Source organism: Erythrobacter dokdonensis DSW-74, from assembly GCF_001677335.1.
GTDB lineage: Bacteria > Pseudomonadota > Alphaproteobacteria > Sphingomonadales > Sphingomonadaceae > Erythrobacter > Erythrobacter dokdonensis.
Genome location: NZ_LZYB01000008.1, coordinates 155489 through 181342 on the forward strand (window position 1 = coordinate 155489; position 25854 = coordinate 181342).

The following is a 25854-nucleotide window of genomic DNA, read 5'->3' on the forward strand; positions in this document are numbered from 1 at the left end:
CGGGGAAGGGTAGAAGGTTTCGTCATGATCGACGCCGAATACGAGGAACTGGACGAAGGTGACGGCGAGCTAGACCTTGCCGATACCGACAACCTGCCGTGGCTCGAATCCGACGAGGAGGACGAGGACTCCGGCGGGCTCGATATCGCTCAGATCCTTGGCTTTCTCGCCTTGCTGCTGGTGCTTCTGGCCGCGGTGGTCGGAGCGGTCTGGTATGTCTCGAACCGGGCGACCGGAAGCGAGGCGGTTGCCGACGGCAGCGTGATCGAAGCTCCCGAAGGCCCGATCAAGGAACGGCCCGAGGATCCTGGCGGCAAGACCTTCGCCGGCACGGGCAATGTCGCGCCGGTGGTTGGCGAGGGCGGGACGCGCGAGGCGGTGGTGGCCAGCAAGGATAGCGCCCCCGCGCCCAAGCCCGAACCGTCGGCCAGTCCGTCGGCTGCGCCAGCACCCGCGCCAGCGGCGGACATGTCGGGTGTCGGCGTGCAACTCGCCGCCTATTCCTCGCGCGCACGGGCCGAGCAGGGGTGGAGCGAACTGTCGCGCCGCACCGATGTGCTTGCCGGTATCCGGCACCGCGTGGTCGAGGGCAAGGTCGATATCGGCACCGTCTATCGCCTCCAGGCCATCGCCGCGACCCGGGCGGAGGCGGAGGCGCTGTGCGCGGCGCTCAAGTCCGACGGGCTCGACTGCCAGGTCAAATAGCGCGCACGTCGCCGTTTTCCCCGTTGCGGATGGTCGGCGCGCTTGCCTGAGGCGGACTTGCCTGCAAACCTGCACGGATGATTCCGGCGATCTTCGGTTTGAGCGGCCCGCACCTTACGGCCGACGAACGCGACTTCTTTCGCGAGGCCGATCCGGCGGGCTACATCCTGTTCGGTCGCAACTGCATCGACCCGCAGCAATTGCGCGCGCTGACCGATGATCTGCGCAGCATCCACGGGCGCGATGGGCTGCTGGTCTCGATCGATCAGGAGGGCGGGCGAGTGGCCCGCCTGCGCCCGCCGCACTGGGCTGCCTATCCTTGCGGCGATGCCTTCGCGAAGCTGTACGATCTTGCTCCTGCCAGCGCCATCGAGGCGGCACGCGCCAATGCGACAGCCATGGCGCTGGAGCTGTCGGCCATGGGGATAACGGTCGATTATCACCCGCCGCTCGATCTGCGCGTGCCGGGCGCGCATGATGTGATCGGCGACCGTGCTCTCGGGCCGGAGCCGATGCAGGTCGCCGCGATCGGGCGAGCCATCCTTGAGGGGCTGGGCGCGGGGGGCGTGACCGGCTGCATCAAGCACATGCCCGGGCACGGGCGCAGCGATGTCGATACGCACAAGTCCTTGCCGACGGTCACCGCGAGCGCCGAGGAACTGGAAGCCGATCTCGCGCCGTTCCGCGCGCTCAACCATGCGAAGATCGGCATGACGGGGCACCTTGTGTTTACTGCATGGGATGCCGAAAACCCCGCCACCCTGTCGCCAACCGTGATCCGCGAGGTGATCCGGGGGGCCATCGGCTTTGACGGCCTGCTGCTGACCGACGATATCGATATGGAGGCATTGGGCGGCGGGATTCCCGTGCGCGCGGCGCGCGCCCATGCAGCAGGATGCGACATAATATTGAATTGCTGGGCGAAAATGGAGGACATGGAAGGTATCTGTAACGTGCTGCCTGCCATGTCCCAGGTTACTGCCGCGCGACTTGATGCAGCACTGGCAGGCACCCGGATCGCACCTGCGCTCGCGCCTGAAGCGGAAGACTTGCTTGCCAAGCGCGATGCGCTGCTGGCGCTTGCCGGGGCTGCGGCATGAACGATAGTGCACAGCCCTTCATGTTCCCGCCGTCGGACAGCGCGCGGCCCGATGCCGATGCGCTCTATCTTGCGATTGACGGGTGGGAGGGGCCGCTCGACCTGCTGCTCGATCTCGCGCGGCGGCAGAAGGTCGATCTCAGGCAGATCTCGATCCTTGCGCTGGTCGACCAGTATCTCACCTATATCGAGCGGGCCGGTGCACTGAAGCTTGAACTGGCCGCCGACTACCTCGTGATGGCGGCGTGGCTGGCCTATCTCAAATCTGCGCTGCTGCTGCCCAAGGACGAGCAGGAAGATCCTTCGCCGGAAGAGCTCGCGCTTCGGTTGCAACTGCGCCTGCAGCGGCTGGGCGCGATGCGCGAGGTGGCGGCGCGGCTGATGGCACGCGACCGGATCGGGCGCGATGTGTTCCTGCGGGGCGCGCCCGAGGGCCTTCGGACCGACCGCAAGATCGTGTGGCGCAGCGACATGTTTTCGCTGATCCAGGCTTACGGACAGGTCAAGGCGCGCACGGCACCGCGCATCTACCATGTCGCCAACCGCCCGGTGATGACGCTCGATTCGGCACTGGAGCGGGTGTCGGCGATGCTCGGGGTGACGCTCGAATGGATGGAGATCCGCGATTTCCTCCCGCCCCATGCCTCCCCCGAACTCAAGCGCTCGGCGCTGGCGTCAAGCTTCGTGGCGGCGCTGGAGCTTACCAAACGCGGGCGGGCGGAGCTGGAGCAGGACGGCGCCTTCGCTCCTCTGCGTATCCGCCGCCTGAAGGACAGCACATCAGCATGAACACCCAGCCGGCCACGCTCGAACGTGCGCTCGAGGCGACGCTGTTCGCCGCCGAGGAGCCGATGACGGTGGAGGCGCTGGCGACCCATCTCGGCGTGCTGGAACATGCCGAAGTGCGCGCCGCGCTTGCCGCGTTGCAGGCGCACTACATTGCCCGCGGCGTGCATCTGGTCGAACGCGGCGGGCGCTGGCATTTCGAGACCGCGCCTGATCTGGCCCACCTGCTGCGGCGCGAGAAGGAGCAGGTGCGCCGTCTCAGCCGCGCCGCGACCGAAGTGCTTGCAATCATTGCCTATCACGAGCCGGTAAGCAGGGCAGAGATCGAATCGATCAGGGGCGTGCAGACCAGCGCGGGGACGCTCGACGTGCTGATGGAAGCGGGGTGGGTGCGCCCCGCGGGCCGCCGCGAGGTGCCGGGCCGTCCGGTGATCTATGCCACCACACCCGTATTCCTCGACCATTTCGGTCTCGAATCCCGCCGCGACCTGCCCGGCATCGACGAACTGCGTGCTGCCGGCCTGCTCGATCCGGTCGACGAGGCGATGGAAGCCGCGATGCGCTTCGAGCCGGACGAAGCGGACGAAGCGGACGATGAAAGCTCCGAGGCGTCCTGACGATACTGCTTCTTTACCGACATCAGACAGGCGGGTGGCGCAGCGCCGTGAAGGCTCCTATATAGGGAGTGCACACGAACAAGAGTCTCGCCCCATGAATATCGGTATCTGGCAAATCCTCATCGTCGCTCTGGTTGTCCTCGTCCTCTTCGGGCGCGGGCGCATTTCGGAAATGATGGGCGATTTCGGCAAGGGCATCTCCAGCTTCAAGAAGGGCATGAACGAGGCGGACGAGCCTGCGTCCAAGGGCCGGATCGAACCGCCCGCGACCCCGGCTGCACCTGCCGAAACCCCTTCGGTAGCCGACAAGAACGAAACCTCCGGCAACTGATCCTCGCACCACAGGAGGCGGCGCGTCCGCACCTTCCATGTTCGACATCGGCGCTGCGGAACTGCTGGTTATCATCGTCGTCGCGGTCATTGTGATCGGGCCGAAGGATTTGCCGCTCGCCATGCGCACGGCGGGGCGCTGGATCGGCAAGGCGCGGCGCGTTTCGGCCCATTTCCGCTCCGGCATCGACACGATGGTGCGCGAGGCCGAGCTTGAAGACATGGAAAAGAAGTGGAAGGCGCAGAACGAGGAAATCATGCGCCGCTCCGCCGCCCTCACCGAGGCGGAGGAAGGCGCACCGGTGATGACGGGGCCGCCGCCGGTAGAGGCCGCGCCGTCCGCCGACAAGGATGATGTTTCCGCGCCAAAGGGCGGCGGCGATGTTTGAGATCGAGGATCTCGACGAGACTCGCGCGCCTCTGCTCGACCACCTGATCGAGCTGCGCACGCGGATCATCCGCTCGCTGCTGGCGCTCGCGGTCGGCTTCGGGGCGTGTTTCTATTTCGCCGACGAAATTCTGGGCTTTCTCGTGCTGCCGCTGAAGCAGGCCTTCCCGCAGGGCGAAGGCCAGCTGATCTTCACAAAGCTTCCGGAAGTGTTTTTCGTCGAGTTGAAGGTCGCGCTTTTCGCGGGCTTCATGGTCAGCTTCCCGGTAATCGCCAACCAGCTCTGGGCGTTCGTCGCGCCGGGGCTCTATGCGCGCGAGAAGCGCGCCTTCCTGCCCTTCCTGATTGCGACCCCCGTGTTGTTCCTAGGTGGTGCGGCGCTGGCCTATTTCGTCGTCATGCCGACCGCGTTCCGCTTCTTCCTCGGCTTTGGCGGCGAGGCGGGGGGCCTGCAGGTACAGGCCCTGCCGAGCGCGGGCGAATATCTGGGGCTCGTGATGCAGTTCATCCTCGCCTTCGGGATGACTTTCCTGCTGCCGGTGCTGCTGCTGCTGCTTCACCGTGCCGGGATCATCACCCGCGCGCAGATGGCCGGGGCGCGGCGTTACGTGATCGTCGGCATCTTCGCGGTCGCGGCGATTGTCACCCCGCCGGATCCCGGTTCACAGGTCATACTTGCCCTCCCGCTGCTTCTCCTGTTCGAGATTTCGCTGCTGCTGATGCGGCTCCAGGAGCGCAAGGTCGAAGCCGAGCGCGCAGCCGACAAGGCCGAGCAGGTGGCGGCGGAGTAATTACTCCCCGCGCACCCTGACCCCGCCGATCCACACCTGCATGATCTTGGTCTGGCGGATTTCATCGGGCGAGGCGAACAGCGGGTCGCGGTCGACCAGCAGGAAATCGGCACGTTCGCCGGGCACCAGCCTGCCGAAGCGGCCCTCGGCAAATCCGGCGAAAGCGGCATCGGCAGTGAACCCTGCCAGCGCCGTCTCGCGGCTCACCGTCTCCTGCGGAAGCCATCCACCGAAAGGCTCGCCCTTGGCATCGGTGCGGCTGATTGCGGCGGCCATTCCGGCAAAGGGATCGGCCGGCTCCACCGGCGCATCCGAGCCGAAGGCCAAGCGCCCGCCGACCTTGAGCACGCTGCGCCAAGGATAGGCGCCCTCGAGCCGGTCCGGCCCCAGCCGCACTTCGGCCATCAACCGGTCTGAGGTCTGGTGCAGCGGCTGCATCGAGGCGATCACGCCATGCTTGCCTAGCAGCGGCAGGTCTGCCGGATCGACGATCTGCGCATGTTCGATCCGCCAGCGCCGGTCGCCGTCATAGGTCTCGGCCAGTTCCTCGACCGCAGCCAGCACCTCGGCATTGGCGGCATCGCCGATAGCGTGCACGGCGGTCTGGAAATTGTCCATCGCGGCGCGACTCATCAGGTTTCTGAGCTGTGCGGGCGTGAGCAGCGGGAGGCCCTTCGCACCCGGATCATCGTGATAGGGCTCCTTCAGGCTCGCCCCGCGCGATCCCAGAGCACCATCAAGATAGAGCTTGATCCCGCCCATGCGCAGGCGATCGTCATAAAGCCATCGCGAGGGACCGGAGCCGGCGACAAGTTCGAGTGTCTCGAACCCGTCGGCATAGGCCATGATGCGGATTTGCAGCCGCCCCGCATCGCCCGCGCGGCGGAAGGTGGTCCAGTCGGCCATTTCGGTGCCCATGTCGGCAACCGCCGTCACGCCGTAGCCCAGCAGCACTTCCTGCGCCTTGGCGAAGGCAAGATCACGGTCTTCGGGGCGGGGCGGGGGGACGACCTCCTCGATCAGCGCCATCGCCTTGTCCACGAACACACCCGAAGGATTGCCTCTGGCATCGCGGATTACCTTGCCGCCCGCCGGATCGGGCGTTTTTGCAGTCACCCCGGCGGTCTGGATTGCGAGGCTGTTGGCCCACTTGGCGTGATTATCCGCGCGCTCGAGCCACACCGGACGATCGGCCACCACGGCATCGAGCTCGGCAGCGGTCGGAAAGCGCCCGAGGCCCCATTTCTCCTGGTTCCAGCCACGTCCGAGGATCCACGGGCGACCCGGGTTCTCCCCGGCAAACGTTCGGATCCTTGCCAGTGCGTCCTCGAGCGAGGTCGTGTCCGACAGGTCCAGCGTCAGCGCGGCAAAGCCGATATCCATGACATGCACATGGGCATCGATCATGCCGGGCAGCATCACCCGCCCTTCGCCATCGAGGCGGTAATCGACCCGTGGGCGCTCTTCGCCACGCGCCAGCACCTGCACGACCTTGCCGTCATCGTCGAATACAAGGCCGGTAAAGCGTAGGACCTTGCCTTCCGCGTCGATGGTCACCCCGTCGACATTGTCGACCAGCGTGTCGGCCAGGGCAGGCGCGGCGAGAGCAAGAAGCGAGGTGGCGAGAACAGCTCTGAGCGTGAGACGAAGCATGATCATCCTTCCTCGGGAACACGGCGCGGCAGGCGGGTGATGAGCGCGCTGGTATCCTTGCGCCCGCCGCCTGCGGCCTGCACGTCGGCATAGAACTGGTCGACCAGCGCGGTAACCGGTGCGGCAAGGCCCAGCCTGCGCGCCTCGGCCAGCGCATAGCCCAGATCCTTGCGCATCCAGTCGACCGCGAAGCCGAAGTCGAATTCGCCTTTTGTCATCGTCGTCCAGCGGTTGTCCATCTGCCAGCTTTGTGCAGCGCCGCCGGAAATGGCTTCGTATGTCCTGTCGACATCAAGCCCCGCCGCCTCCGCTAGTCGCACCGCTTCGGAAAGCCCCGCGAGCACGCCCGCGATTGCCATCTGGTTGGCCATCTTCGCGGTCTGTCCCGCGCCCGCAGCGCCGACATGGACAATGGCCTTGGCGTAGGCTTCCATCACCGGACGCGCGCGGGCAAGGTCGTCAGCGCTGCCGCCGCACATGATCGCGAGCTGTCCGTTGACGGCGCCTGCCTCTCCGCCGCTGACCGGGGCATCGACGAATCCGATACCCCTGGCAGCGCAGGATCGGGCCAGGCTTCGCGCCATGTCCGCCGAAGTGGTGGTATGATCGACCAGCAGGCTGCCCGGTGCCATGGATGCCAGCACGCCCGCCTCGCCGGTTGTGACTTCGGCCAGATCCTCATCGTTACCCACGCAGGTAAACACGATATCCGAACCGGGTGCACTGTCGGCCGGGCTTGGAGCGAAGGCAATGTCCAGCCCTTCAGCCGCCCAGATTTCGCGCCATTTGTCGGCGCGCTCAGGCGAGCGGTTATAGGCGGTGACACGGTGTCCGGCGCGGGCGAGGTGGCCTGCCATCGGCCCTCCCATGACCCCGAGCCCGATAAAGGCGATGCTGATCGGTGCGCTCATGCCGCGAGGCCCTAATCGCAATTGCGCGCTGTGCCAATGCAAAGGAGGGGCAGGGGCAAGGCAAGCATTTCTTGGGCGGGGGGATGTGTTTGGAATTGCCCTTGCCGCAGGGGAAGGCTAGCGCGGCGCGCATCATGACTGCGCCTGCAACCTCCGCCGCTTCGCCGGTACGGCCCGCCGCCACCCCGGCCGATCTCACCCTTGATGACGTGCGCGCCGCCGCTGCTCGCATAGCAGGCGCGGTGGTCGAAACGCCGATGATGCATTCGATCACCCTGTCCGAGATCACCGGCGCCGACATCTGGCTGAAGTTCGAGAATCTCCAGTTCACCGCTGCTTACAAGGAACGCGGCGCGCTGAATGCCTTGCTCCAGCTGACGGACGAACAGCGCGCACGCGGTGTGATCGCGGCTTCGGCGGGCAACCATTCGCAGGGGCTTTCCTATCATGGCACCCGGCTCGGCGTGCCCGTCACCATCGTCATGCCGCGCACCACACCGACGGTGAAGGTGATGCAGACCGAAAGTGTCGGCGGCAAGGTGGTGCTGGAGGGCGAGACATTCGACGAGGCCTACGCCCACGCTCGCCGGCTGGAGGGTGAGATGGGACTGACCTTCGTCCATCCCTTCGATGATCCGCATGTGGCCGCGGGCGCCGGCACGGTTGCGCTTGAGATGTTCGACGTGAAGAGCGATCTCGATTGCATCGTCACTCCGATCGGCGGAGGGGGGCTGATTTCCGGCATGGCGACGGTCGCCAAGGCGCTCAATCCGGCGATGGAAGTGGTTGGCGTGCAGGCCGCGCTGTTCCCGAGCATGTTCGACCGGATCAAGGGCCAGAACTTGCCGTGCGGCGGCGATACGCTGGCAGAAGGCATCGCGGTCAAGAAGCCGGGCGAATTCACCGCTCAGGTGATCGCCGATCGCGTCGACGACATCCTGCTGGTCGATGAGCCTGCGCTGGAAAAGGCAGTGGCGCTGCTTTTGCAGATAGAGAAGACCGTGGTCGAAGGCGCGGGCGCGGCGGGCCTTGCGGCGGTGCTCAGCAATCCCGCGCGCTTCGCGGGCAAGAGCATCGGGCTGGTGCTGTGCGGCGGCAATATCGATACCCGCCTGCTCGCGAACGTGCTGCTGCGCGATCTTGCCAGGCAGGGTCGCCTGGCGCGGCTGCGCATTACCTTGCAGGACCGTCCGGGCGCGCTGTTCAAGGTGATGCGCCTGTTCGACGAGCACAATGTCAACATCATCGAGATCTATCACCAGCGCATCTTCACCACCCTGCCGGCCAAGGGTCTTATCACCGATATCGAATGCGAGGCGCGCGATGCGGAGCAGGTCGAGCGGCTGGTCGAAGGCCTGAGGGCCAAGGGCTATTCGGTTCAGATGGTCGAACTGGGCTGATCCTGGCGGACGCAGCAAGGCGCCTTTGCACCATTCCGGCCCATGTTGATGCGACAGGGTGTGCCGGCTGCGGCATTATTCGCATGATTTCGTGGTTAAGGGACTTTTACCGCGGGCCGCGTGCAGGCATAACCTTTCGGTAACACTTGCCCGAACGATTCACGCCAAGAGGACAGAGCCCGCCAGTGACGGCCCCGATCCGCTTTCCCCGGTTTTTCGTGACCAGCCCGGCCCCGTGCCCCTATCTGCCGGGCCGGAGCGAGCGCAAGGTCTTTACCGAGCTCAAGGGCGCGCACGCGGATCAGCTTAACGAGGCGCTCGGGCGAATCGGTTTCCGCCGTAGCCAGACGGTCGCCTACCGGCCTTCCTGTCTTGATTGTCAGGCCTGTGTTTCCGTGCGGGTCGTGGCGGGCGAATTCCGTCCCTCGCCGAGCCAGAAGCGCGATCTGAAGCGCAACAGCGATCTGATTGTGACCGAATGTCGCCCCTGGGCCACCGACGAGCAGTTCGAGCTGCTGGCGCGCTATCTCGGCCAGCGACATCCGGATGGCGGGATGGCGGCGATGGACGAGCTCGACTACGCCGACATGATCGAGCATACCCCGGTCAACAGCGTGGTGACCGAGTATCGCGAACCTGATGCGCGCGGCCGGCCGGGGCGACTGGTTGGGGCCTGCCTGACCGATCGTCAGGGTGACGGTCTGTCGATGATCTATTCCTTCTACGAGCCCGACCATAAGACCCGGGTGGGCCTTGGCAATTTCATCATCCTCGATCACATCCGGCGCGCTGCGGCCGAAGGTCTGCCCTATGTCTATCTCGGCTACTGGGTGGAAGGCAGCCCGCGGATGCAGTACAAGATCCGCTACCGCCCGATGGAGCGGTTGACGCGAGAAGGCTGGCAGCTGATGGATCCCGACGAACAGCACCGGTTGATCGCCGCGGCAACAGCGCCGCGCCAGCCGCAGGATGCGCCGCTGGCCGGTGCCCGAGGCAAGGATGGGCAGCCTGTCAAGTTCCCGGGCAGCTGAGCCAAGCCATCGCCTGAAACATGGTTTCGTGCTCGCGACCGCTCTGAGTCCGGCAGCACTGCTGCTGTCCATGCAGCCTGCATGGGCGCAGGCTCCAGCGCCTGAAACGCTCGCCACGCAGGCGGGGCCCGATGTTCCGGCTGATGGTGGCGCACCGTCACCGCAACCAGTCGAACCGCTGCCCGAACCCGCGCCGGTGCCTCGTACGCTGGACGAGTTGATACCGCCCGCTGCGGTCGATGATCCCGAAAGTTGGGCAACATTGGGAGCGCCCGATCGCCCCGGCGTTTCACCCGAAACAGGCGACAGCCAGCCCGAAACCGCAGGAAATGTGGTTGAAATGCCCGAAGCCGGTGCCGAATTCCTGCCTCCGCCTGCCGAGAGGCTGCAGCCCGCGCTCGACGCCGCCTTCACCGATTTCACCGTTGCGGTGCCCGAACCGCTCGCGCCTGACCCGGAAGTGGAGGCGCTGGCGAGCCTTGCCCAGCAGTTGATCGGAGAATCGCCAGAGCTAGAGGATGTAAGGGTCGGTAATACGCTGGTGCTAGGCTTCCCAGCCGCACCCGATGCCTTTCCCGAACGCCGCGAATTCATCGAGCGCTTCCGCGAATTGTCCACCCTGCGCCAGCTTGACGGTGACAAGGACGGTGCTCCCCAGGTCGCGGCGCGCGCGCGGGCCGACGAGGAATTGCTCGGCGAGATGTTGCGCACCTATGGCTATTATGGCGGCGAGGTTGTCCGGCAGCTTTCCGGTGGACGGCGGGCGCGCGGTGACGAGGGCGATGCCAATGGCAGCGTCGCAAGCGAGCCGAGCGTGCGCTACGATCTCCTCCCCGGCACGCGCTACGCCTTCGGATCAATCAACTTCGGCCCGCTCGAACGCCTATCGGAAACCGATTCCAAGCGGCTGCGGGCAGCATTCGGCATTGCGCCGGGCGATCCGCTCTACGCCGACCGTATCGTCGACCGCGAGCTGGAACTGCGCGTGGCGCTGGGAGAGACCGGCTATCCCTTCGCCACGGTGGCCGAACCCGAATTGCTGATTGATCATGCCCGCCAGGAGGGGGACCTGACGCTGGCGGTGGAGCCGGCCGGACAATATGCGTTCGGCCAGGTCGTCAGCGGCGATCCTTCCTTCCTCTCCGGTCGCCACCTGGCCCGCATCGCCCGATTCGCGCCGGGGGACATCTATCGCCAGAGCCTCGAGACCGATCTGCGCCGCGCGATCATCGCCACGGGCCTCGTCTCCAGTGTTACCGTCACTCCGCGCGAAGTCGCTCCCCCGGCCGATGGTGAGCCGGGCGAAGTCGCGCTCGACGTGGACTTCGAACGCGCGCCGGTGCGCACCATAGCAGGTGCGATCGGTTACGGTACCGAGGACGGCTTCAAGGTCGAGGGCCGCTGGGAGCACCGCAACCTGTTCCCGCCGGAAGGTGCGCTGCGGCTGCGCGGCATTCTCGGCACGCGCGAGGCGCTCGCCAGCATCGGCGTGCGGCGCAACAACTTCCGCGGTCGTGACCAGGTGCTGACGGCCGATCTGTTCGCCAGCGACATCAAGACCCTGGCCGTGGACTCGCGCGGGTTCGGGATGCGTGCCACCTTCGAAAAGGTATCGAACATCCTGTTCCAGAAGCCGGTTAGCTGGCAGCTGGGCGGCGAATTGCTCTACACTGACGAGCGCAACCGGCTGGCGCGCAATTCCACGATCCAGCTGCCGCGCCAGGCCTTCCTCATCGGCGGCGTGTTCGGCAGCCTGACCCTCGACGAAAGTGACGATCTGCTTGACCCTTCGAGCGGCTACCGCGCCACCATGTTCGTTGCGCCCGAGGTTTCACGGTCCGAGGGGCGCGAGGTGTTCTACCTGCGCGCCCAGGCCGATGCGAGCTATTACAAATCGCTAGGCGCCGCCGTGCTCGCGGGGAGGGTGCGCGCGGCGACCATTCAGGGCGCCCGGTTCTTCGAAATCGCGCCATCGCGCAGGCTCTATGCCGGTGGCGGGGGATCGGTGCGCGGTTACGGTTTTCAGGGTGTCGGTCCAGTCAATGATCGCGGAGAGCCGACCGGCGGCGGCTCGCTGGTCGAGGTCTCGGTTGAAGCGCGGATCGAGACCCCGCTGCTGGGCGGCGCCGTCGAAGTGGTGCCTTTTTTCGATGCCGGTACGGTCAGCCTCGGCAGCACGCCCGATTTCCGTTTTATCAAGTACGGCGCTGGGCTCGGCGTACGCTACAAGACCACCTTCGGCCCGATCCGCGTCGATGTGGCAACCCCGTTGAACCCCGGGCAGTTCGATAGCCCTGTGGTAGTCTATGTCAGTCTCGGGCAGGCGTTCTGATGAGCGTGGCTGACGATCTTTCCCCCGACCTTGCAAGCGACGATCCGCCCGCGCGCGCCAAGCGCGTCTGGGCCAAGCGGCTGGGCTGGGCGCTGGCGCTGCTGCTTGCCCCGCTGGTGCTGGTGGCCGGCTTTCTCTCCACTCCCATCGGCAAACGTTTCATCGCCGACCAGATCGCAGCGGTGGCCCCTGCTTCGGGATTGCGCTTCACCGTCGGCCGGATCGAGGGCGACGTCTACCGCACGGCGATGCTGCGCGACGTGCGGGTGAGCGATCCCCAAGGCGTGTTTCTCACCATTCCGGAAGTGGCGCTCGACTGGCGTCCGCTCAACTGGCTGTGGAGCGGGCTCGACATCCGCGAGGTCACCGCGCGGCGCGGTCGGCTGACGCGTCTGCCCGAATTGCTCCCCGGTGATCCCGATGCGCCGCTGCTGCCCGATTTCGACATTCGCATCGATCGGCTCGCGATCGAGGGTCTCGTGATCGGAGAGGGGGTCGCCACCTCACGGGCCGAACAGGCCGACCTGCAGGCGAGAGTCGATATCCGCGCAGGCCGTGTGTTGATCGATGCCAAGGCGAAATTTGGCGCGCGTGACCGGTTTGCCCTGCTGCTTGATGCCGAGCCGGATGGCGACCGCTTTGATCTGGAGGCCGATTACCGCGCGCCCGCAGGAGGGGTGCTGGCAGGGCTCGCCGGTTTGGATGCCGGATATGATGCACGGGTAGCAGGTGACGGGACATGGCGGCGCTGGCGCGGCACAGCCGTCGCGCGGCAGCTGCCAAGCGAGGGCTCGGGGCCTGAGAGCCAGCCTGCCGTTGCCGCCTTCCGGATCAGCAATGATGCCGGCAAGTATGGCGTGCTCGGCCAGCTGCGGCCCCGCTTTGCATCCGACGATCTGGGCGCGCGCGCCTTGGGCGAGCGGGTGTCTCTCGCCGCCAGCTTCACGCTCGAGGACAGCGTGATGGAGGGCAAGGCTGCGCTGATCACGCGCGCTTTTGATCTGCGCGGGGCGGGCGTCGTCGACCTTGCCGAAAACGCGGTCGACGGCGCGCGCACCAGCCTGACGCTGCGCGATCCGGGGCTGCTGGGCGAAGACTGGCGCTTTGAGGATGCGCGCCTCGCCGCCGATCTGTCGGGGCGTTTCCGTGATCTCGCAATCGATCACCGTCTCTCGCTCGGACGGCTGCTGGCACCTGGAGTGGAGGCCGAAGACCTGGTGCAGGAAGGGCTGGCGCGCTTTGATGGTGACACCCTGTCCGTGCCTCTCGCGCTTACCGCCGCGCGGATCGTTACCGGCAACGCCCTTGCCGACCCGAGGCTGGTCAAGGGACGTGTGACAGGCACGCTGGTCTATGATCTCGCACGCCAGCGCCTCAGCGCCGATGCCGCGCGCATCGCCTTTCCGGGCTTGGAGGCCACGCTGGCGCTGCGCGGGGACATTCCCGCCGGCGCATATGCGCTGGCCGGACCTGTCACCGCGCGCGGCCTGAAGGTCGACAAGGCGGGCGAAGTAACAGCCAATGCCAAGATCCTCGCCAAGTTCGGCCCAGCTGTCCCGTGGAGCCTGCGCGCCAATCTTGCCGGCGTATTGTCGAAGGTGAGCAATGCGACCCTCGCCGATCTGGCCGGGGAGCAAATCCGCTTCACGGGCTCGCTGGGCACGGGCGCGGACCAGCCGCTGGTGTTGCGCGACGTGGTGATCGCAAGCGCGAAGCTCGACGCGCGGCTCGACAGCAAGGTTGTTCCCGGCAGCGACGGCGCGCGGACCACGCTCGCCGGCAGCGGGCGGCAGGCGCAGTATGGCCCCTTCACCATCGATGCCGAACTCGCCGCCGATGGACCGCGCGCCGTGCTGGTGCTGGCCGATCCCTATCCTGCGGCCGGGCTGCAGGATGTCCGCATCGCGCTCGCCCCCAGCGCTGAGGGTTTTGCACTCGACATCGAAGGCGGCTCGCTGCTCGGGCCGTTCGAGGGAAGGCTGGGCCTTATCCTCCCCGAAAGCGGGCCGACCCGGATCGGCATCGAGCAATTATCAGTTTACCGCACCAGGGTCTCGGGCGACGTGGTCCTGGACGAGGCCGGCGTCTCGGGCGATCTGGCGCTGGCGGGCGGCGGGCTCGACGGGACGGTGTCGTTCCGCCCGCAGAGCGGCGGCGCGCTGGGTTTTGCGGTCGACCTTGACGCCGACGATGCCGCCTTCGGCGGCAAGGTTCCAATCAGCATCGCGCGCGCCAGCATCCGCGCCACCGGTCGCTATGCCGAGGGCGACACCCGCATCGATGCCGATATCAGCGGCGAGGGTCTGGCTTACGGTGCGCTCTACATTGCCAGCTTCACCGCCGATGCGAAGATCGCCGGAGGCAGGGGCAAGGTTACTGGCGGTATCGCCGGACGCCGGGCCGACCGGTTCGCGCTTACCTTCGATGCCGACGTGGCCCCGGACCGGATCGCCGCGGTGGCACGCGGGCAATATGCCGGAACTGCAATATCGATGCCGCGCCGCGCCGTGCTGACCCAGCAGGAGGGCGGCGGTTGGCGACTGGAGCAGACCCAGTTCGGCTTCGGCCGCGGCTATGCCATCGCCGAGGGGGTTCTGGGTGGGCAGGAGACCGCGCTGGAGGTCAAGTTCGCCCGTATGCCGCTGCGCCTGCTCGATCTAGCGGGGGGCGACCTCGGGCTTGGCGGGCAGCTTTCCGGCATCATCGACTACCGCCAGTTCGGCGACGGTCCGCCAAGCGCAAAGGCCCGGGTGCGCATCGACCGCTTCAGCCGCGCGGGACTTGTGCTCTCGTCCAAGCCGGTCGGCGTACTCGGTGTGATCGATCTCAACGCCGAACGGTTGACCGCGGCGGCCCGCCTCACCGAGGATGACGCGCGGCTCGGCGATATCGCGGTCAGAATCACCGACTTTCCCGAGGATGGCAACATCGGCACGAAGCTGATGAACGGTCGCCTTGTGGCGCGGCTGATGTTTGACGGCGCGGCCGAGACGCTGTGGCGGCTCGCGGCGATCGAGGCATTCGACCTTACCGGCCCGGTCAACATAGCCGCGCGGGCGACAGGTACGCTGGCCGATCCGCGTATCGTCGGCACGCTCGCGACCGAGGACCTGACCGTCTCCAGCGCATTGACCGGCACCCGGATAACCGGGGTAAGCGGTACCGGGCGATTTGCCGGCTCGCGGCTCGAGCTGACCCGTTTTAGCGGCGCTACGCCCGGCGGCGGCACGGTTTCCGGCAGTGGGACGATCGACCTTGCCAGCCTGAGCGCGACTCGCGGTCCCGGGATCGATCTGCGCGCATCGGTCAAGGGTGCACGACTGCTCGACGCCAATGGGCTGGAGGCGACCATTACCGGGCCCTTGCGGATCGTCTCGAACGGTCTTGGCGGCACCATCGCCGGACGGGTCAAGATCGACCGCGCACGCTGGGCGCTGGGGATTGCCGCCGAGGACGTCGCGCTGCCGCAGATCGCCACGCGCGAGATCAACGGCGGGGATGGCCGTGCGCGCGAACGGGTGTCGGCGCGCGATGCGGCGTGGCGCTATCTCGTCAATGCCTCGGCCCCGAGCCGCGTTGCAGTGGAGGGCATGGGCCTTGACAGCGAATGGGGCATCGACATCGCCCTGCGCGGCACAGTGGACGATCCGCGTATCGGCGGTACTGCGCGGCTGGTGCGCGGTGACTATACTTTTGCGGGCAATCGCTTCGAACTGACTCGCGGCCGTATCCTGTTCGACGAGAACGAACCGATCGATCCGCGGCTCGACATTCTTGCCGAAACCTCGCGCAACGGCACCAATGTCGACATCGCGATCACCGGCAATGCCCAGTCGCCCACCATTGCCTTCTCCTCGGAACCGGCGCTGCCGGAGGAGGAGATTCTCGCGCGGCTGCTATTCGGCGGGTCGGTTACCTCCTTGTCGGCAACAGACGCGCTGCAACTGGCCGCCGCGCTTGCCGCCTTGCAGGGCGGGGGCGCGGGACTCGATCCGATCGGCGAGTTGCGCAAGTCGATCGGGCTTGACCAGCTGCGCATCGTCGGCGCCGACCCACTGATCGGACGCGAGACCGGCGTGGCGCTGGGCAAGAATATCGGCCGGCGGGTCTATGTCGAACTGGTGACCGACGGACAGGGCTACAGCGCCACGACGGTGGAATATCGCATAACCAGCTGGCTGGCGCTGCTCGGCACGGTCTCGACCATCGGGCGCGACAGCGTATTGGTCGAAGTCAGCCGCGATTACTGATGTTCTGCCGCACGCGTTCTCCTGGCCGCCGCGACTGTTTCCGTCACTCGGCCCCGCTCATGTAGAGTGCGGCCTCGGCGGCGCGTCTGCGCACCAGACCCTTGAGCACCCGGCCACCCGCGCGGTTCCAGCGGGCAAATTCGCGCACCGCACCTGCGTAGTCGAGGGCGCGGTGCCTTTGGGTCAGAGTCGCGCGGGCGATCGCGCCGGTGTTGTAGTGGAAGCTGACCAGCGCATCGAATTGCGGCTGCGTGGTGGGCGCATCGCCAATGGCCGTGCGGACCTCGGCAGCGTAGCGGACCAGATCATCGGCCAGCCGCGCGTCGCACTGGTCCTGTGTCCAGAGAGTGCCGGGACCGATCCGCCCGCCATGGACATGATCGCGGCCCGTCGCGCCCCAGCCGATGGTCCACGGCTCTGCCCCGGTACCGGGATCGGGATAGGCTTCCACCAGTCCGTCGGTGCGCAGCCGTGCGCAGCCTTCAAAACGCTTGATGAGCGCGATCCCGGCGGAACCGACCATGCGCTGGGCAGCCGGGTCAGAGGCCGTTGCAAAACCATCGGGAATACAACGCTCGTCCTTTTCGCGAGGGGCAGGCGTGCCACCATCGGCGGCAGATATGGCGAACAGGCGGCGGACAACGGCCAGCAGGGGAGAGGGGAACTGATATTGCATGACAGCACCTCGAAACAGGGAAGGGAGCGGACGAGGTGCGGGAATTAGGCACAATCTGGGCGAGTAGGAAAATACTTCGGGTCTTCGCGTGCCGACAGCGCTGTAAAGAGCTCTTGACTGACAAGAGCTCTTTACAGTAAAGAACTCTTGTCAGGCCCGAATCGCCTAAGGAAAAGTCCCTCAGGCGCGGTGGGCGGGACGCAGACACCGAACAACTCTCTCTGGCAAAGCCCGAAACTTGGAAAATCGCGTGAAATCCTTTCGTGAAAGCCGCGGCTGGAGCCAGGGCGAACTCGCCCGCCGGCTCGGGGTATCGCGCCAGACGATCAATGCGGTGGAGACGGACAAATACGATCCCTCGCTACCGCTCGCGCTGCGCATGGCGCGGTTGTTCGGTGTTGCCGTGCCGGAACTGTTTATCGATCACTGGGAGCCCGATGAATGATGACCGAACAAGAAACTCCACCGTCAACCCCGTGGCTGCGCAAGCTTGTCATTCCCGGACTGATCGGGGGAGTTGCGGGCTTCACCGCGAGTTTTGCGCTCATGCGGTTCATAGACAGCGAAACCGTAGGCGGACTCGATACCTCCGCAACCGTCGCCGCATTGGTCGGGGCGCTCTATCTTTTGGCTGCTTTCAGCATCCTCGTCGGAACGGCCAACCCCGGACTGGGGGCCCGGTTCCTCAATGTCGAGGATGCCGACGAACTGCGCGAACAGAAGCGGGTCTTGCTGTACTCGGGGGGAGCAATGCTGTTGTGGGGGATAGCGCTGCTGGCGCTGGCGCTTGCGGCGCCTGACGGTCCGCTGCCGCAGGGCGTTGCGCTGGTGCTGGGCGGTGGCGGCCTGGTGCTTGGCACGGCGTTTTCGGTGCTGGTCTATCGCGGGTCCGACGAACTGATGCTGGCGGTCAATCTGGAGGCCAGTGCGCTGACCTATGGTCTGGTGCTGCTGGTCGTGGGGTTCTGGGCGATGCTCGCGCATCTCGGATACGTGACCGGTCCGCAGCCGCTTGACTTGCTGACGACGTTCTATGTGCTGGTGCTGGTGGCGAGCTTCGTCGTCATCGGGCGGCGTGGGATGCTGGCGATCCGCTGATCATTCGTACCGGGACAAAGAAAAGGGGGCGCCTGCGGATTGCAGACGCCCCCATTTTCGTTCCCGGAGAGCGCGATCAGAAGCGGTAGGACGCCTTGGCGCTTACCACCTGGGCGCTTGCGGTGTCGCGACCGATGGTGGTGTCAAAGCCGACACCGACCTGGACCGGACCCTGGCCAGCATGTGCCCATACGCCCAATTCGACCCAGTTCGAATCAGCCTGGTCGATCACGAAGTTCGCATTGGGCCCGATGCCCTGGGCAAAGTTGGCTCCCAGAAGCTGCGGACCATCCTCGAATTCGTGGACATATTGCGCGGTGGCATTGATCGAGATGCCAGAGCTCTTGCGCGCGAAGTCCACACCCGCGCGGGCCTGGGTGCTGGTGAAGTTCTGACGATCGATCACCAGACCGAGCGACCCGCCGGTTTCGCGCACGGTCGAAAGATCGACGCTCGCATAGCGACCTTCGACACCGGGCGAGAAGGTCCCGATGCCGGTTTCCAGATCCCACGACACGCCAAGTGCACCCGAAATCAACAGATCATCGGTGGAGGATTCGAGCGTCTGGCCGCCGGTCAGGAACGATACCTGGCGGTTGATGTCGAAGCCCATAGTGCCCATGCTGAACTGGCCGTCGATGGTCGGGCCGTTTTCGAGGCGATGACGCGCATACAGCGAGGCTGCATAGGTGTCGCTCTTGACCTGCTGTCCACGCGGCGCGGTCGCTTCAACCGAGTTGAAGAAGCCCGAAAGACCGATCATGGTGCTGTCGCTGGGATAGAACTCGATACCACCCGACACGTAGACACCGGTAACGTCGCTCTGCGCCGCAAAGCCCGGGTAGGAGTCGAACTCGCCCGCCACAAGGCCGCCAGCCAGGAAGATGGCAACGTTGTCGGGCAGGTCAGCCTCGGTCATCTCGGTTTCGGTGCCGCTCTGCAGGGCCATCACATCGGCAGCCAAGGGCTGGCCAAAGGGCGACAGACCAACCTGAACGGCGTTCAGCGGCGCACCGATCATGGCAATCTTGCCACCTGCTTCGCTGCGATCCGAAATGCGCATCCGGGTGTCGTTGAAGTTCTGCAGGGTGTTGATCGTCTGGGCCGACAGCGAACGGACAGTCTGTTCGGTGAAGGGCGCCAGATTGGTGAAGGTGCTCCGGATCGTGTCAGTATCGGCGAAGTCGAGTGCGTAGATATCCGACACAGCACCATTCGAACGGTTCTGGTCGAACAGCTGGGCATAGGCGCGCTGGCTCGGATCCGTATTGTCGATCACCGAGGTGTAGCTCGCCGCCTCGATTTCCATCAGCACGGCGTTCTCTTCGTAGATGAAGGTCTGGCTGAGGATGGCCGAGATGGTGGTCTCGGTGAAGGCACCGGTCACCCCGCCGTCAGCGGTGAGGATGGTGAACTGGCGACCGTTACCGTTGACCTGCTGGCCCAGACCGATGCCGAGGCCGACTACGCCGCCGACATTGGCGATGCCGGTCACCGCGATGCGGTCCGAATCGCCGCTGGCGGTGATGTCGGCAAGGAAGGTGCTTCCCGAGGACATCACCAGGTTACCGTCGATGGTGAGCGTGCCGGTGGTGCCCATGGTCGCAGGCGACAGGATTCCGGTGATGCTGGTCACGAAGGGCGCGGTGACTGTCCCGGTACCGCCCAGCATGCCGGCGAACAGCGTGTAGTCACCGACCGAGTTCAGCTCACCATTGACCGTCGTGGTGCCGCCGAACTGGTTGATGTCGATCAGCGAGGTCAGATCGCCGCCGCTGGCGACGTTGAGACCGGCGTTGCCGCGGATCGTCAGCTTGTCGATCGTCACCGCGCTGGAGAGCGTGGTGGTGCCGTTCTGGCTGAGGGTCACGTCGAAATAGCGCGGGTCGACATTGACCGCCGCATCGGCACTGACCACCGGGTCGATGTTGTTCGGAACAAAGCCGCTCGCGCCCGGCAGGCCGTTGGCGAGGGTCGGGGCGGGCAGGCCGTCGACGCCGTTGGCTTCGCCGTTCTGGGCCGCTTCTTCGGGCTGGTCGAGCATCACCAAACCGCGGCCGGCATTGTCGGCGTTGGCGAGATCAAAGGTCGCCGGGCTTGCGGCGTTTTCGCCGCCGGCGATCGCGGTGATGTCCAGTTCGCCGCGGTTGTTGGTCACAGTCACCTCGCCCGCGGTGGAGGACGGGGTTGGCGTCGGCGTCGGGAAGGTACCTTCGGTGACGCCGGTGGCAAGATCGGTGCAGAAATCGCCCGGGCTTTCAAACTCGACACAGACTGCGCCCCAATCGCCCTCGGTGCCGTTAAGGCCCTGCTCCGGCGTGGTCGGCAGGCCGTTGACGATCTGCCCGTCGGCATTGATCACGCGGTACATCGGGTCGAGCAGCGTCACCCAGTGATCCGGGTCTTCCCAATCGCCGTTGCCCGCCTTGGCGCCGACATAGCGATAGGGATTGGTTTCGACGATATACTGCCAGTAGAGCGACAGCGGCTGGTAGAAACTGGTAGTGCCGATCGAGCTGAACGGCACGTTGAACAGGCGCGAACCGCCCGACAGCACGCCGATGATCAGGTCTTCGTTGGTGATCGCGTTGTTTGCCGCGTCGAGCACCAGCGGGCCGCCCGAATCGCCGCCGGCCGTGGTCCCTTCATTGGGCAGGGCATCGTCACGGAAAACGTTGATGTCCTGAACGAAATTCCGCTCCTGCGAGTCGAAGTCGAGCTGGTAGAGGTTCTGCGTCAGGCTGTTGCCGGCACCGAACAGCACCGCATTGCGGTCCGACAGCGAGAAAAATCCGCCGAGCATATTCTCGGCCGCGCGGCGGCGGAAATCGATGCCTTCGACCGAGCCCTGGAAGGCATTGCCCGTGCCGCCGTAGCCGACGATGTTGACATGATAGCCAGTGCCCGTGACCGGATCGATCGCTTCGGGCGCGGGCAGGGTGCTGAACAGCATCGCCCACATCGGGATGCCCACGGCCGGCGTGTCGAGGCTGGCAAGCGCGATGTCGGCCTCGATGAAGCCTCCCGCCGCCGGGTTCTGCAGCGAGCGCGGATCGTAGAAGATGCGGTTGATGTTGAACACCTTGAGCGCCGGATTGCTCTGGCCGGTGCCGAACCAGTTGAGAATGCCCGGGAACGCATCGAAGTTGAACCCGACCGCGGCCCGGAACGTCTCGCCATCATAAGCAGTGTCGGGGCGCGTGTTCACGCAGTGGGCCGCGAACAGTACGGTGCGCGGATTGATAAGCGAGCCGGTGCAGATCCCGATCCCGCCGCTTCCCACCTGGTTGGTGATGATCATGCCGACGCCTTCGAACGCTTCCTCGTCGTCGACGATTTCCTCGGAGTCCGTCGTTTCGTTGGGAACGATGGCAAGCGCCGGGGTCGCCGTGGCAGCGGCGGCCAAAGCGAGCGTGGCCGAGCCGGCGAGCAAGATGCGGCGGCTAGTGTCGGTAATTTTCATGTTAACCCCTTTGTGATTTCGTGCGCCGAGGCATGGCGCCAAGGGGCGGCACGTTAACGTTTCAATCCCGCATGACAATTGGAAAAAACGCAATTTTCCGGGATTGTCTTTAAGGCGTTGCAGCGCAGCCTCAACGCACGGCAAGAAACGTCGTGTAGGCCGCATAAAGCACAAGCAAAAGTGCAGCTTCGAGCCGTGACAGCTTCCAGCCGCTGCGCAATTGCACGATCAGCAGCATTGTCACGCCAGCCAGGACCCAGATATCGATCCGCGCGATCTCGGCTGGTACCGCGATCGGATGGATGGTTGCAGTGACCCCCAGGATGCCGCACAGATTGTAGATGTTCGAGCCGACCACGTTGCCGAGCGCCACATCGCCATGTTTCCGGAAGACTGCGACAACACAGGCGATGAGTTCGGGCAGGGAGGTGCCGATCGCGACCACGGTCAGGCCGATAACGCTTTGCGATACCCCTGCTGCTGCGGCGAGCACCACCGCGCCGTCAACCAGCAGCCGCGCACCGAAAATTGCCGCCGCCAGTCCAGCGAGGATCATGCCGCCGAGAACCACAGGGCCGGTATCGGGCGGCACCGGGCGATCCTCGGCTTCGGCCTCGTGGCGGCGTGCTTCGTCGTCATGTGCGGCGCTTTCCGACTTGTAGGCCCACCAGATGTAACCCGCGAGCGCCGCCGCCAGCACCAGCCCCGGCACCAGACCTATCACTCCGAGCATCACTGCCCCGGTCGCCAGCAGGGTCGCACCGCCCATGGCCAGTGCATCCCGCTTGAACGAGGCCGGATTGACCGCAATCGGCGCGACAAGCCCCGCGACCCCCAGGATCAGCAGCATGTTGGCGATATTCGAGCCCACGACATTGCCGACCGCGATCCCAGGCGCACCTTCGAGCGCGGCCTGGACGCTGGTTGCCAGTTCGGGCATCGAGGTGCCGAAGCCGACGATGGTCAGCCCCGCGAGCAGCGGCGAAATTCCGATCCGCGCCGCCATCCCGACCGCGCCGCGCACCAGCAATTCGCCGCCCAGCGCAAGCAGGACAAGGCCTCCGGCCACCAGCAGGATCGAATTGGTCATCACGTCCCCAAGCGTTGCCTTTGTCGCAGGCCCCTAGCGCAGCGCGGTAGACGGCGAAAGGCGCGGCCCTTGCAAAAAAAGCGGAGCGCAAAAGCGGGGTGCAAAAGCGGGACGCAGGCAAGCGCTCCTTCGCGCAGGTCAGGCCTCGAAAGCGAGATGTTCGGCCACCCACCACGCGACAAAGCTGACATAGGAGGGCCACATTTCCTTGCCGGGCCGCGCGCCCGCGGTGGCGGCCGCGGGATCGCCCCAGTCCTCGCGCTGCACCGAATAGACGCGCTTGTCCTTCTTCCAATAGACGTACCAGGCGTCTTGGGGATCACGGTAGTCGGGCTTGTTTTCGCTTTCGACGACGGGGATGAAATCGGGATGCAGGCCGAACTCGTCGACGAACAGCTCGGTCCAGCCTTTCATGCCCGTCCACTTGTCGCCCAGGGGATCGGCGAGGAAGACATGGGTGCTGTCATTCAGGATTTCGTTCATCTTGTAGGTGCGCATCAGATCGAGCGTCGCCTTGTCCGCATTCCAGCCCAGTTCCTTTAGCGCGCCCGACACTTTGGAGCGGTCTTTAGCGGGGCGGGCGGGATCGAAGAACTCGTTCTCCCACTTGTCGCGCTGGTCCTTGACGTGTTCGTCGATGAAGCGTCGCGCTTCCTGCGCGTCGATTATTATCCCCGTTTCTGCGTCGGGCGCAGGCGGGGGCGCGGCGATGATGCCAAGGTGGCGGTCGGCTGGCCGGGTGGTCGTGGCCTCGCCGCCCAACGGTGTGGAGTTGGGCCATGAGTGGCGATAGGTCCCTTCCCAGCCGATGCGTTTGAGAACGCAGGCGAAGGTGTAGTCGACCACATAGGCGTTGAACTCGTCATAGCCATCGAGCGTTCCAGCATCGGGGTTGCGCTTGGCCTTGCCGGCCCACATCTTCCGGTGCGCCTCGAGCATTTCGGCGTCGCTCGCGTACTGCCCGGTGAGCGCCTTCACATAGACCATCTTCTCTTCGATCATGTATTTGGGAAAGCGGTTCTTGAGCCATTCGTCTTCGAGCGATTGCCAAAGACCCATGTCGAAATCGTGCGTTCCGATGCAGGCGTCGAGGATAGTGTTGGCGAACATAGGCGAATAGCCCGGTTTGGAGGCGATGGTGAGCGCCGGACCATCAAGCGGTTCGCCAAGCAGGATGGCGGCTGCCTTGATGTAAGCCTCACCAATATCACTTCGCGCATCCAATCGCCGGTCGTGTTCGGCCGCAGCTGTGACCATGCGCTGGTAGCGTTCCAGCGTCATGCGCAGATATTTCTCCGCTTGCGCCCGATTGCCTTTCGCCCAGTAGAGCACCGCCAGTTCGAGGCAGGATTTCACCTGAGTGCTGATATTCCTCAGCGCGAGATCGACCCTGCCTTCCTTCAGCTGTTTTTCGACCAGCTCGAGGAAGGTCAGCCCGTCCCGCGAATCCTTGGTTTCCTCGAGACGATCGTGCCGAAGCGCGATCAGATATTCATCGCGAGGCAGCTTATCGAGCCTTGCCCAGAAGCGCCTGTCGCGATAACGCTTTATGAGCTTGCCAAACATGATGCGGGGCTAATCGCGCAATCTTTTTGAAGCAAGAGCGGCAGGCCCAAATATCCGGCCTGCCCCCCGAACAGGGGATGTGCGCAAGCCCTGACGCAATCTATCTTGCTACCTCGCAAGGCTTGGCGGCATCATGTCGCGAAGCTTCTTGAAGCGATGGGTCGCCGCATCTGCTCTTGGGGAGACTGCCATGTTCCGCTGGTTGCTTGTTCTGTGTGCCGCCCTGCTTGTGCTGCCCGCCGGAGAGGCGTTCGCGCAATCGAAAGAGGTTGCCGAGGCGAAGAAGGCCTATGCCCAAAAGAAACCGGACAAAGCGAGAGCCCTCTTGGCCAAGGCCTGCGAGAAGCGATCGGGCGAGGGGTGCGATCTGCTTGCCCTCATGCAACTTGATGGCGAAGGCGGCCCGCAGGATATCCCCGCGGCGACAGCCAATTTGGTCAAGGCATGCGATATGACCTATGCCCTTTCCTGCGAAACGGCCACCCAGATCTATCTGGGCGGAGCGAGGGGCAAGGGCCAGATACCTGTCGATGACAAGAAGGCTGTCTCGCTGGCCCATTTCGGGTGCCGCTGGGGCTCTGCCGGATCATGCACCGACATGAGCTTTTTCTATGCTAATGGCCGCGGGGTCGAAAAGGACCCCGTAAAGGCCCGTGAATATGCCTATAAGGCGTGCAGCGCAGGCCACGCCACCGGGTGCAGCAATTATGGCTACTTCTTGCAGGTCGGGACAGGCGGGCCGGTCGACAAGGCGGGCGCCTATCTCTACCTCGACAAGGCCTGCAAGGCCGGGAACAAGGGCGGGTGCGACAATCTCGCCCAGTACTTCCCCAATGGCGCGCCGGGCGCAGGACAAGGTTCGGGCGGCGCCGGGCAGCTTGCGCGCGGTCTCCAGTCCTTCAATTCCAAGCTCTATGCCGACGCCTATTCCCTGCTGCGCCCCTTCGCCGAACAGGGTGAGGTCAAAGCGGAATACACGGTCGGCTGGATGCTGGCCTACGGGCAGGGGACGAACCGCGATTACCTCGACGCGGCGCGCTTCCTCGCCTCGGCTGCGCGCAAGGGCGACAAGGAATCGCTCTCGGTCCTCCAGACCATCGCCCCCAAGGTGCGCGAGGCGGAATTCGTCTACATGATCGACAGCGTCGGCCCCGACATGTCGACCCTTGCCAATTTCGCCTACGAGGTCGAGGTCTATTGCCGCTTCGGGGGCAGGAACTGCACCACGTGGAAGCAGCGCTACAATCAGGCCGAGCGGGCGAACAATCAGCGGGCCTTTGCCGAGCAGATGGCCCGTGCCTGGGCGCCGCTGGCGGAGCCGCGCGCGGGCTTCGGCAACGACCCGCGCCGCGGCGGTGAGACCTTCGGCGCGTGCATCCGCCGCCAGACCCGCACCCGCGGGGTGACGGCGGGGACGACGCTGCTCGATTTCGACTGCTACTGAAAAGAGGGAGGAAGGCGTGCCGGGGGCGCTCCGCCCCCCCCCAGTGGCCCCCTTCGCAGCCCTGCGCGCGCGACTCTCCCGTCCTACTGCACCAGCCGTTCCAGCCCGGCGCGCGCCTTGTCCATCTGGTCGGCGGTGACGGCTTCGAGACACATCCCGACTGGCAGCGGCAATTGCGTATGGGCTGCTGTAGCCCCCGCGCGGCCGGAGCCGGGAGGCACAAT

Annotated in this window: 21 protein-coding genes; 14 read left to right on the forward strand and 7 right to left on the reverse strand. The window is 65.3% G+C overall.

Going from position 1 to position 25854, the window contains the following annotated elements; translation table 11 throughout:
• The first annotated feature begins 24 nt into the window (after nucleotides 1-24).
• From I603_RS13015 to tatC, 7 genes are all read left to right on the forward strand, one after another.
• Nucleotides 25-705 (forward strand): SPOR domain-containing protein, encoded by a 681-nt coding sequence (locus I603_RS13015; protein WP_068865652.1) that lies wholly within the window; start codon nucleotides 25-27, stop codon nucleotides 703-705.
• Between the two features lie 77 nt (nucleotides 706-782).
• Nucleotides 783-1805: a beta-N-acetylhexosaminidase gene (gene nagZ / locus I603_RS13020; RefSeq protein ID WP_068865653.1), complete on the forward strand. Its 1023-nt coding sequence runs from the start codon at nucleotides 783-785 to the stop codon at nucleotides 1803-1805.
• Nucleotides 1802-2593: a segregation and condensation protein A gene (locus I603_RS13025; protein ID WP_068865654.1), complete on the forward strand. Its 792-nt coding sequence runs from the start codon at nucleotides 1802-1804 to the stop codon at nucleotides 2591-2593. The genes nagZ and I603_RS13025 overlap by 4 nt, the downstream gene beginning before the upstream one ends.
• Nucleotides 2590-3207, forward strand: a complete 618-nt coding sequence (gene scpB, locus I603_RS13030; protein ID WP_068865655.1) for an SMC-Scp complex subunit ScpB — start codon at nucleotides 2590-2592, stop codon at nucleotides 3205-3207. Before I603_RS13025 ends, scpB begins: the two co-directional genes overlap by 4 nt.
• Nucleotides 3208-3301: 94 nt before the next feature.
• Nucleotides 3302-3538 (forward strand): twin-arginine translocase TatA/TatE family subunit, encoded by a 237-nt coding sequence (gene tatA / locus I603_RS13035; RefSeq protein WP_068865656.1) that lies wholly within the window; start codon nucleotides 3302-3304, stop codon nucleotides 3536-3538.
• 37 nt (nucleotides 3539-3575) lie between these two features.
• On the forward strand, nucleotides 3576-3926 hold the full coding sequence (gene tatB / locus I603_RS13040; protein WP_068865657.1) for a Sec-independent protein translocase protein TatB: 351 nt from the start codon (nucleotides 3576-3578) through the stop codon (nucleotides 3924-3926).
• Nucleotides 3919-4716, forward strand: coding sequence for a twin-arginine translocase subunit TatC (tatC, locus tag I603_RS13045; protein ID WP_068865658.1), 798 nt, complete (start codon nucleotides 3919-3921; stop codon nucleotides 4714-4716). Before tatB ends, tatC begins: the two co-directional genes overlap by 8 nt.
• On the opposite strand, the gene I603_RS13050 is transcribed toward tatC, so the two are convergent.
• Both I603_RS13050 and I603_RS13055 read right to left on the reverse strand, forming a co-directional pair.
• Nucleotides 4717-6375 (reverse strand): amidohydrolase, encoded by a 1659-nt coding sequence (locus I603_RS13050; protein WP_407643895.1) that lies wholly within the window; start codon nucleotides 6373-6375, stop codon nucleotides 4717-4719.
• Nucleotides 6372-7280 carry an NAD(P)-dependent oxidoreductase gene (locus I603_RS13055; protein ID WP_068865659.1) on the reverse strand — a complete coding sequence of 303 codons (909 nt, stop codon included), beginning with the start codon at nucleotides 7278-7280 and terminating at the stop codon, nucleotides 6372-6374. Before I603_RS13055 ends, I603_RS13050 begins: the two co-directional genes overlap by 4 nt.
• A gap of 134 nt (nucleotides 7281-7414) precedes the next feature.
• Here I603_RS13055 and I603_RS13060 point away from each other — a divergent pair, with 134 nt between their 5' ends.
• The 4 genes from I603_RS13060 to I603_RS13075 all read left to right on the forward strand — a co-directional run bounded on the left by I603_RS13060 (nucleotide 7415) and on the right by I603_RS13075 (nucleotide 16293).
• Nucleotides 7415-8680 (forward strand): threonine ammonia-lyase, encoded by a 1266-nt coding sequence (locus tag I603_RS13060; RefSeq protein WP_068865750.1) that lies wholly within the window; start codon nucleotides 7415-7417, stop codon nucleotides 8678-8680.
• Nucleotides 8681-8865: 185 nt separating this feature from the next.
• Nucleotides 8866-9711 carry an arginyltransferase gene (locus I603_RS13065; RefSeq protein WP_068865660.1) on the forward strand — a complete coding sequence of 282 codons (846 nt, stop codon included), beginning with the start codon at nucleotides 8866-8868 and terminating at the stop codon, nucleotides 9709-9711.
• A 28-nt stretch (nucleotides 9712-9739) separates the two neighbouring features.
• Nucleotides 9740-12043 carry a BamA/TamA family outer membrane protein gene (locus I603_RS13070; RefSeq protein ID WP_232305394.1) on the forward strand — a complete coding sequence of 768 codons (2304 nt, stop codon included), beginning with the start codon at nucleotides 9740-9742 and terminating at the stop codon, nucleotides 12041-12043.
• Entirely contained in the window at nucleotides 12043-16293 is a 4251-nt protein-coding gene (locus I603_RS13075) for a translocation/assembly module TamB domain-containing protein (RefSeq protein ID WP_068865661.1), read from the forward strand. The genes I603_RS13070 and I603_RS13075 overlap by 1 nt, the downstream gene beginning before the upstream one ends.
• A gap of 43 nt (nucleotides 16294-16336) precedes the next feature.
• Here the strand turns inward: I603_RS13075 and I603_RS13080 are convergent, their stop codons facing one another.
• Nucleotides 16337-16969 (reverse strand): lysozyme, encoded by a 633-nt coding sequence (locus I603_RS13080; protein WP_232305395.1) that lies wholly within the window; start codon nucleotides 16967-16969, stop codon nucleotides 16337-16339.
• 238 nt (nucleotides 16970-17207) lie between these two features.
• Here I603_RS13080 and I603_RS13085 point away from each other — a divergent pair, with 238 nt between their 5' ends.
• Both I603_RS13085 and I603_RS13090 read left to right on the forward strand, forming a co-directional pair.
• Nucleotides 17208-17414 (forward strand): helix-turn-helix transcriptional regulator, encoded by a 207-nt coding sequence (locus I603_RS13085; protein WP_068865663.1) that lies wholly within the window; start codon nucleotides 17208-17210, stop codon nucleotides 17412-17414.
• The gene (locus I603_RS13090) at nucleotides 17411-18067 is read left to right on the forward strand and encodes a hypothetical protein (RefSeq protein ID WP_068865664.1); all 657 of its coding nucleotides are present in this window, start codon (nucleotides 17411-17413) and stop codon (nucleotides 18065-18067) included. Before I603_RS13085 ends, I603_RS13090 begins: the two co-directional genes overlap by 4 nt.
• 76 nt (nucleotides 18068-18143) lie before the next feature.
• Here the strand turns inward: I603_RS13090 and I603_RS13095 are convergent, their stop codons facing one another.
• The 3 genes from I603_RS13095 to I603_RS13105 form a co-directional block, all read right to left on the reverse strand.
• A complete protein-coding gene (locus I603_RS13095) occupies nucleotides 18144-21530 on the reverse strand; it encodes an autotransporter domain-containing protein (protein ID WP_068865665.1) in 3387 nt (1128 codons plus the stop codon).
• 130 nt (nucleotides 21531-21660) lie between these two features.
• Entirely contained in the window at nucleotides 21661-22620 is a 960-nt protein-coding gene (locus I603_RS13100; protein WP_068865666.1) for a calcium/sodium antiporter, read from the reverse strand.
• Between the two features lie 138 nt (nucleotides 22621-22758).
• Nucleotides 22759-24186 carry a hypothetical protein gene (locus tag I603_RS13105; RefSeq protein WP_068865667.1) on the reverse strand — a complete coding sequence of 476 codons (1428 nt, stop codon included), beginning with the start codon at nucleotides 24184-24186 and terminating at the stop codon, nucleotides 22759-22761.
• Between the two features lie 190 nt (nucleotides 24187-24376).
• Here I603_RS13105 and I603_RS13110 point away from each other — a divergent pair, with 190 nt between their 5' ends.
• Nucleotides 24377-25630 carry a tetratricopeptide repeat protein gene (locus I603_RS13110; RefSeq protein ID WP_068865668.1) on the forward strand — a complete coding sequence of 418 codons (1254 nt, stop codon included), beginning with the start codon at nucleotides 24377-24379 and terminating at the stop codon, nucleotides 25628-25630.
• Nucleotides 25631-25713: 83 nt separating this feature from the next.
• Here the strand turns inward: I603_RS13110 and I603_RS14750 are convergent, their stop codons facing one another.
• Complete coding sequence (locus I603_RS14750; RefSeq protein ID WP_158093663.1) at nucleotides 25714-25851, reverse strand: hypothetical protein; 138 nt, start codon at nucleotides 25849-25851, stop codon at nucleotides 25714-25716.
• Between the last annotated feature and the right edge of the window lie 3 nt (nucleotides 25852-25854).

Bases quoted from the DNA above. Each gene is read 5' to 3' on its own strand.
- I603_RS13015 (WP_068865652.1), top strand. From the start codon at position 25: ATGATCGACGCCGAATACGAGGAACTGGACGAAGGTGACGGCGAGCTA.
- nagZ (WP_068865653.1), top strand. From the start codon at position 783: ATGATTCCGGCGATCTTCGGTTTGAGCGGCCCGCACCTTACGGCCGAC.
- I603_RS13025 (WP_068865654.1), top strand. From the start codon at position 1,802: ATGAACGATAGTGCACAGCCCTTCATGTTCCCGCCGTCGGACAGCGCG.
- scpB (WP_068865655.1), top strand. From the start codon at position 2,590: ATGAACACCCAGCCGGCCACGCTCGAACGTGCGCTCGAGGCGACGCTG.
- tatA (WP_068865656.1), top strand. From the start codon at position 3,302: ATGAATATCGGTATCTGGCAAATCCTCATCGTCGCTCTGGTTGTCCTC.
- tatB (WP_068865657.1), top strand. From the start codon at position 3,576: ATGTTCGACATCGGCGCTGCGGAACTGCTGGTTATCATCGTCGTCGCG.
- tatC (WP_068865658.1), top strand. From the start codon at position 3,919: ATGTTTGAGATCGAGGATCTCGACGAGACTCGCGCGCCTCTGCTCGAC.
- I603_RS13050 (WP_407643895.1), bottom strand. From the start codon at position 6,375: ATGATCATGCTTCGTCTCACGCTCAGAGCTGTTCTCGCCACCTCGCTT.
- I603_RS13055 (WP_068865659.1), bottom strand. From the start codon at position 7,280: ATGAGCGCACCGATCAGCATCGCCTTTATCGGGCTCGGGGTCATGGGA.
- I603_RS13060 (WP_068865750.1), top strand. From the start codon at position 7,415: ATGACTGCGCCTGCAACCTCCGCCGCTTCGCCGGTACGGCCCGCCGCC.
- I603_RS13075 (WP_068865661.1), top strand. From the start codon at position 12,043: ATGAGCGTGGCTGACGATCTTTCCCCCGACCTTGCAAGCGACGATCCG.
- I603_RS13080 (WP_232305395.1), bottom strand. From the start codon at position 16,969: ATGCAATATCAGTTCCCCTCTCCCCTGCTGGCCGTTGTCCGCCGCCTG.
- I603_RS13090 (WP_068865664.1), top strand. From the start codon at position 17,411: ATGATGACCGAACAAGAAACTCCACCGTCAACCCCGTGGCTGCGCAAG.
- I603_RS13095 (WP_068865665.1), bottom strand. From the start codon at position 21,530: ATGAAAATTACCGACACTAGCCGCCGCATCTTGCTCGCCGGCTCGGCC.
- I603_RS13100 (WP_068865666.1), bottom strand. From the start codon at position 22,620: ATGACCAATTCGATCCTGCTGGTGGCCGGAGGCCTTGTCCTGCTTGCG.
- I603_RS13105 (WP_068865667.1), bottom strand. From the start codon at position 24,186: ATGTTTGGCAAGCTCATAAAGCGTTATCGCGACAGGCGCTTCTGGGCA.
- I603_RS13110 (WP_068865668.1), top strand. From the start codon at position 24,377: ATGTTCCGCTGGTTGCTTGTTCTGTGTGCCGCCCTGCTTGTGCTGCCC.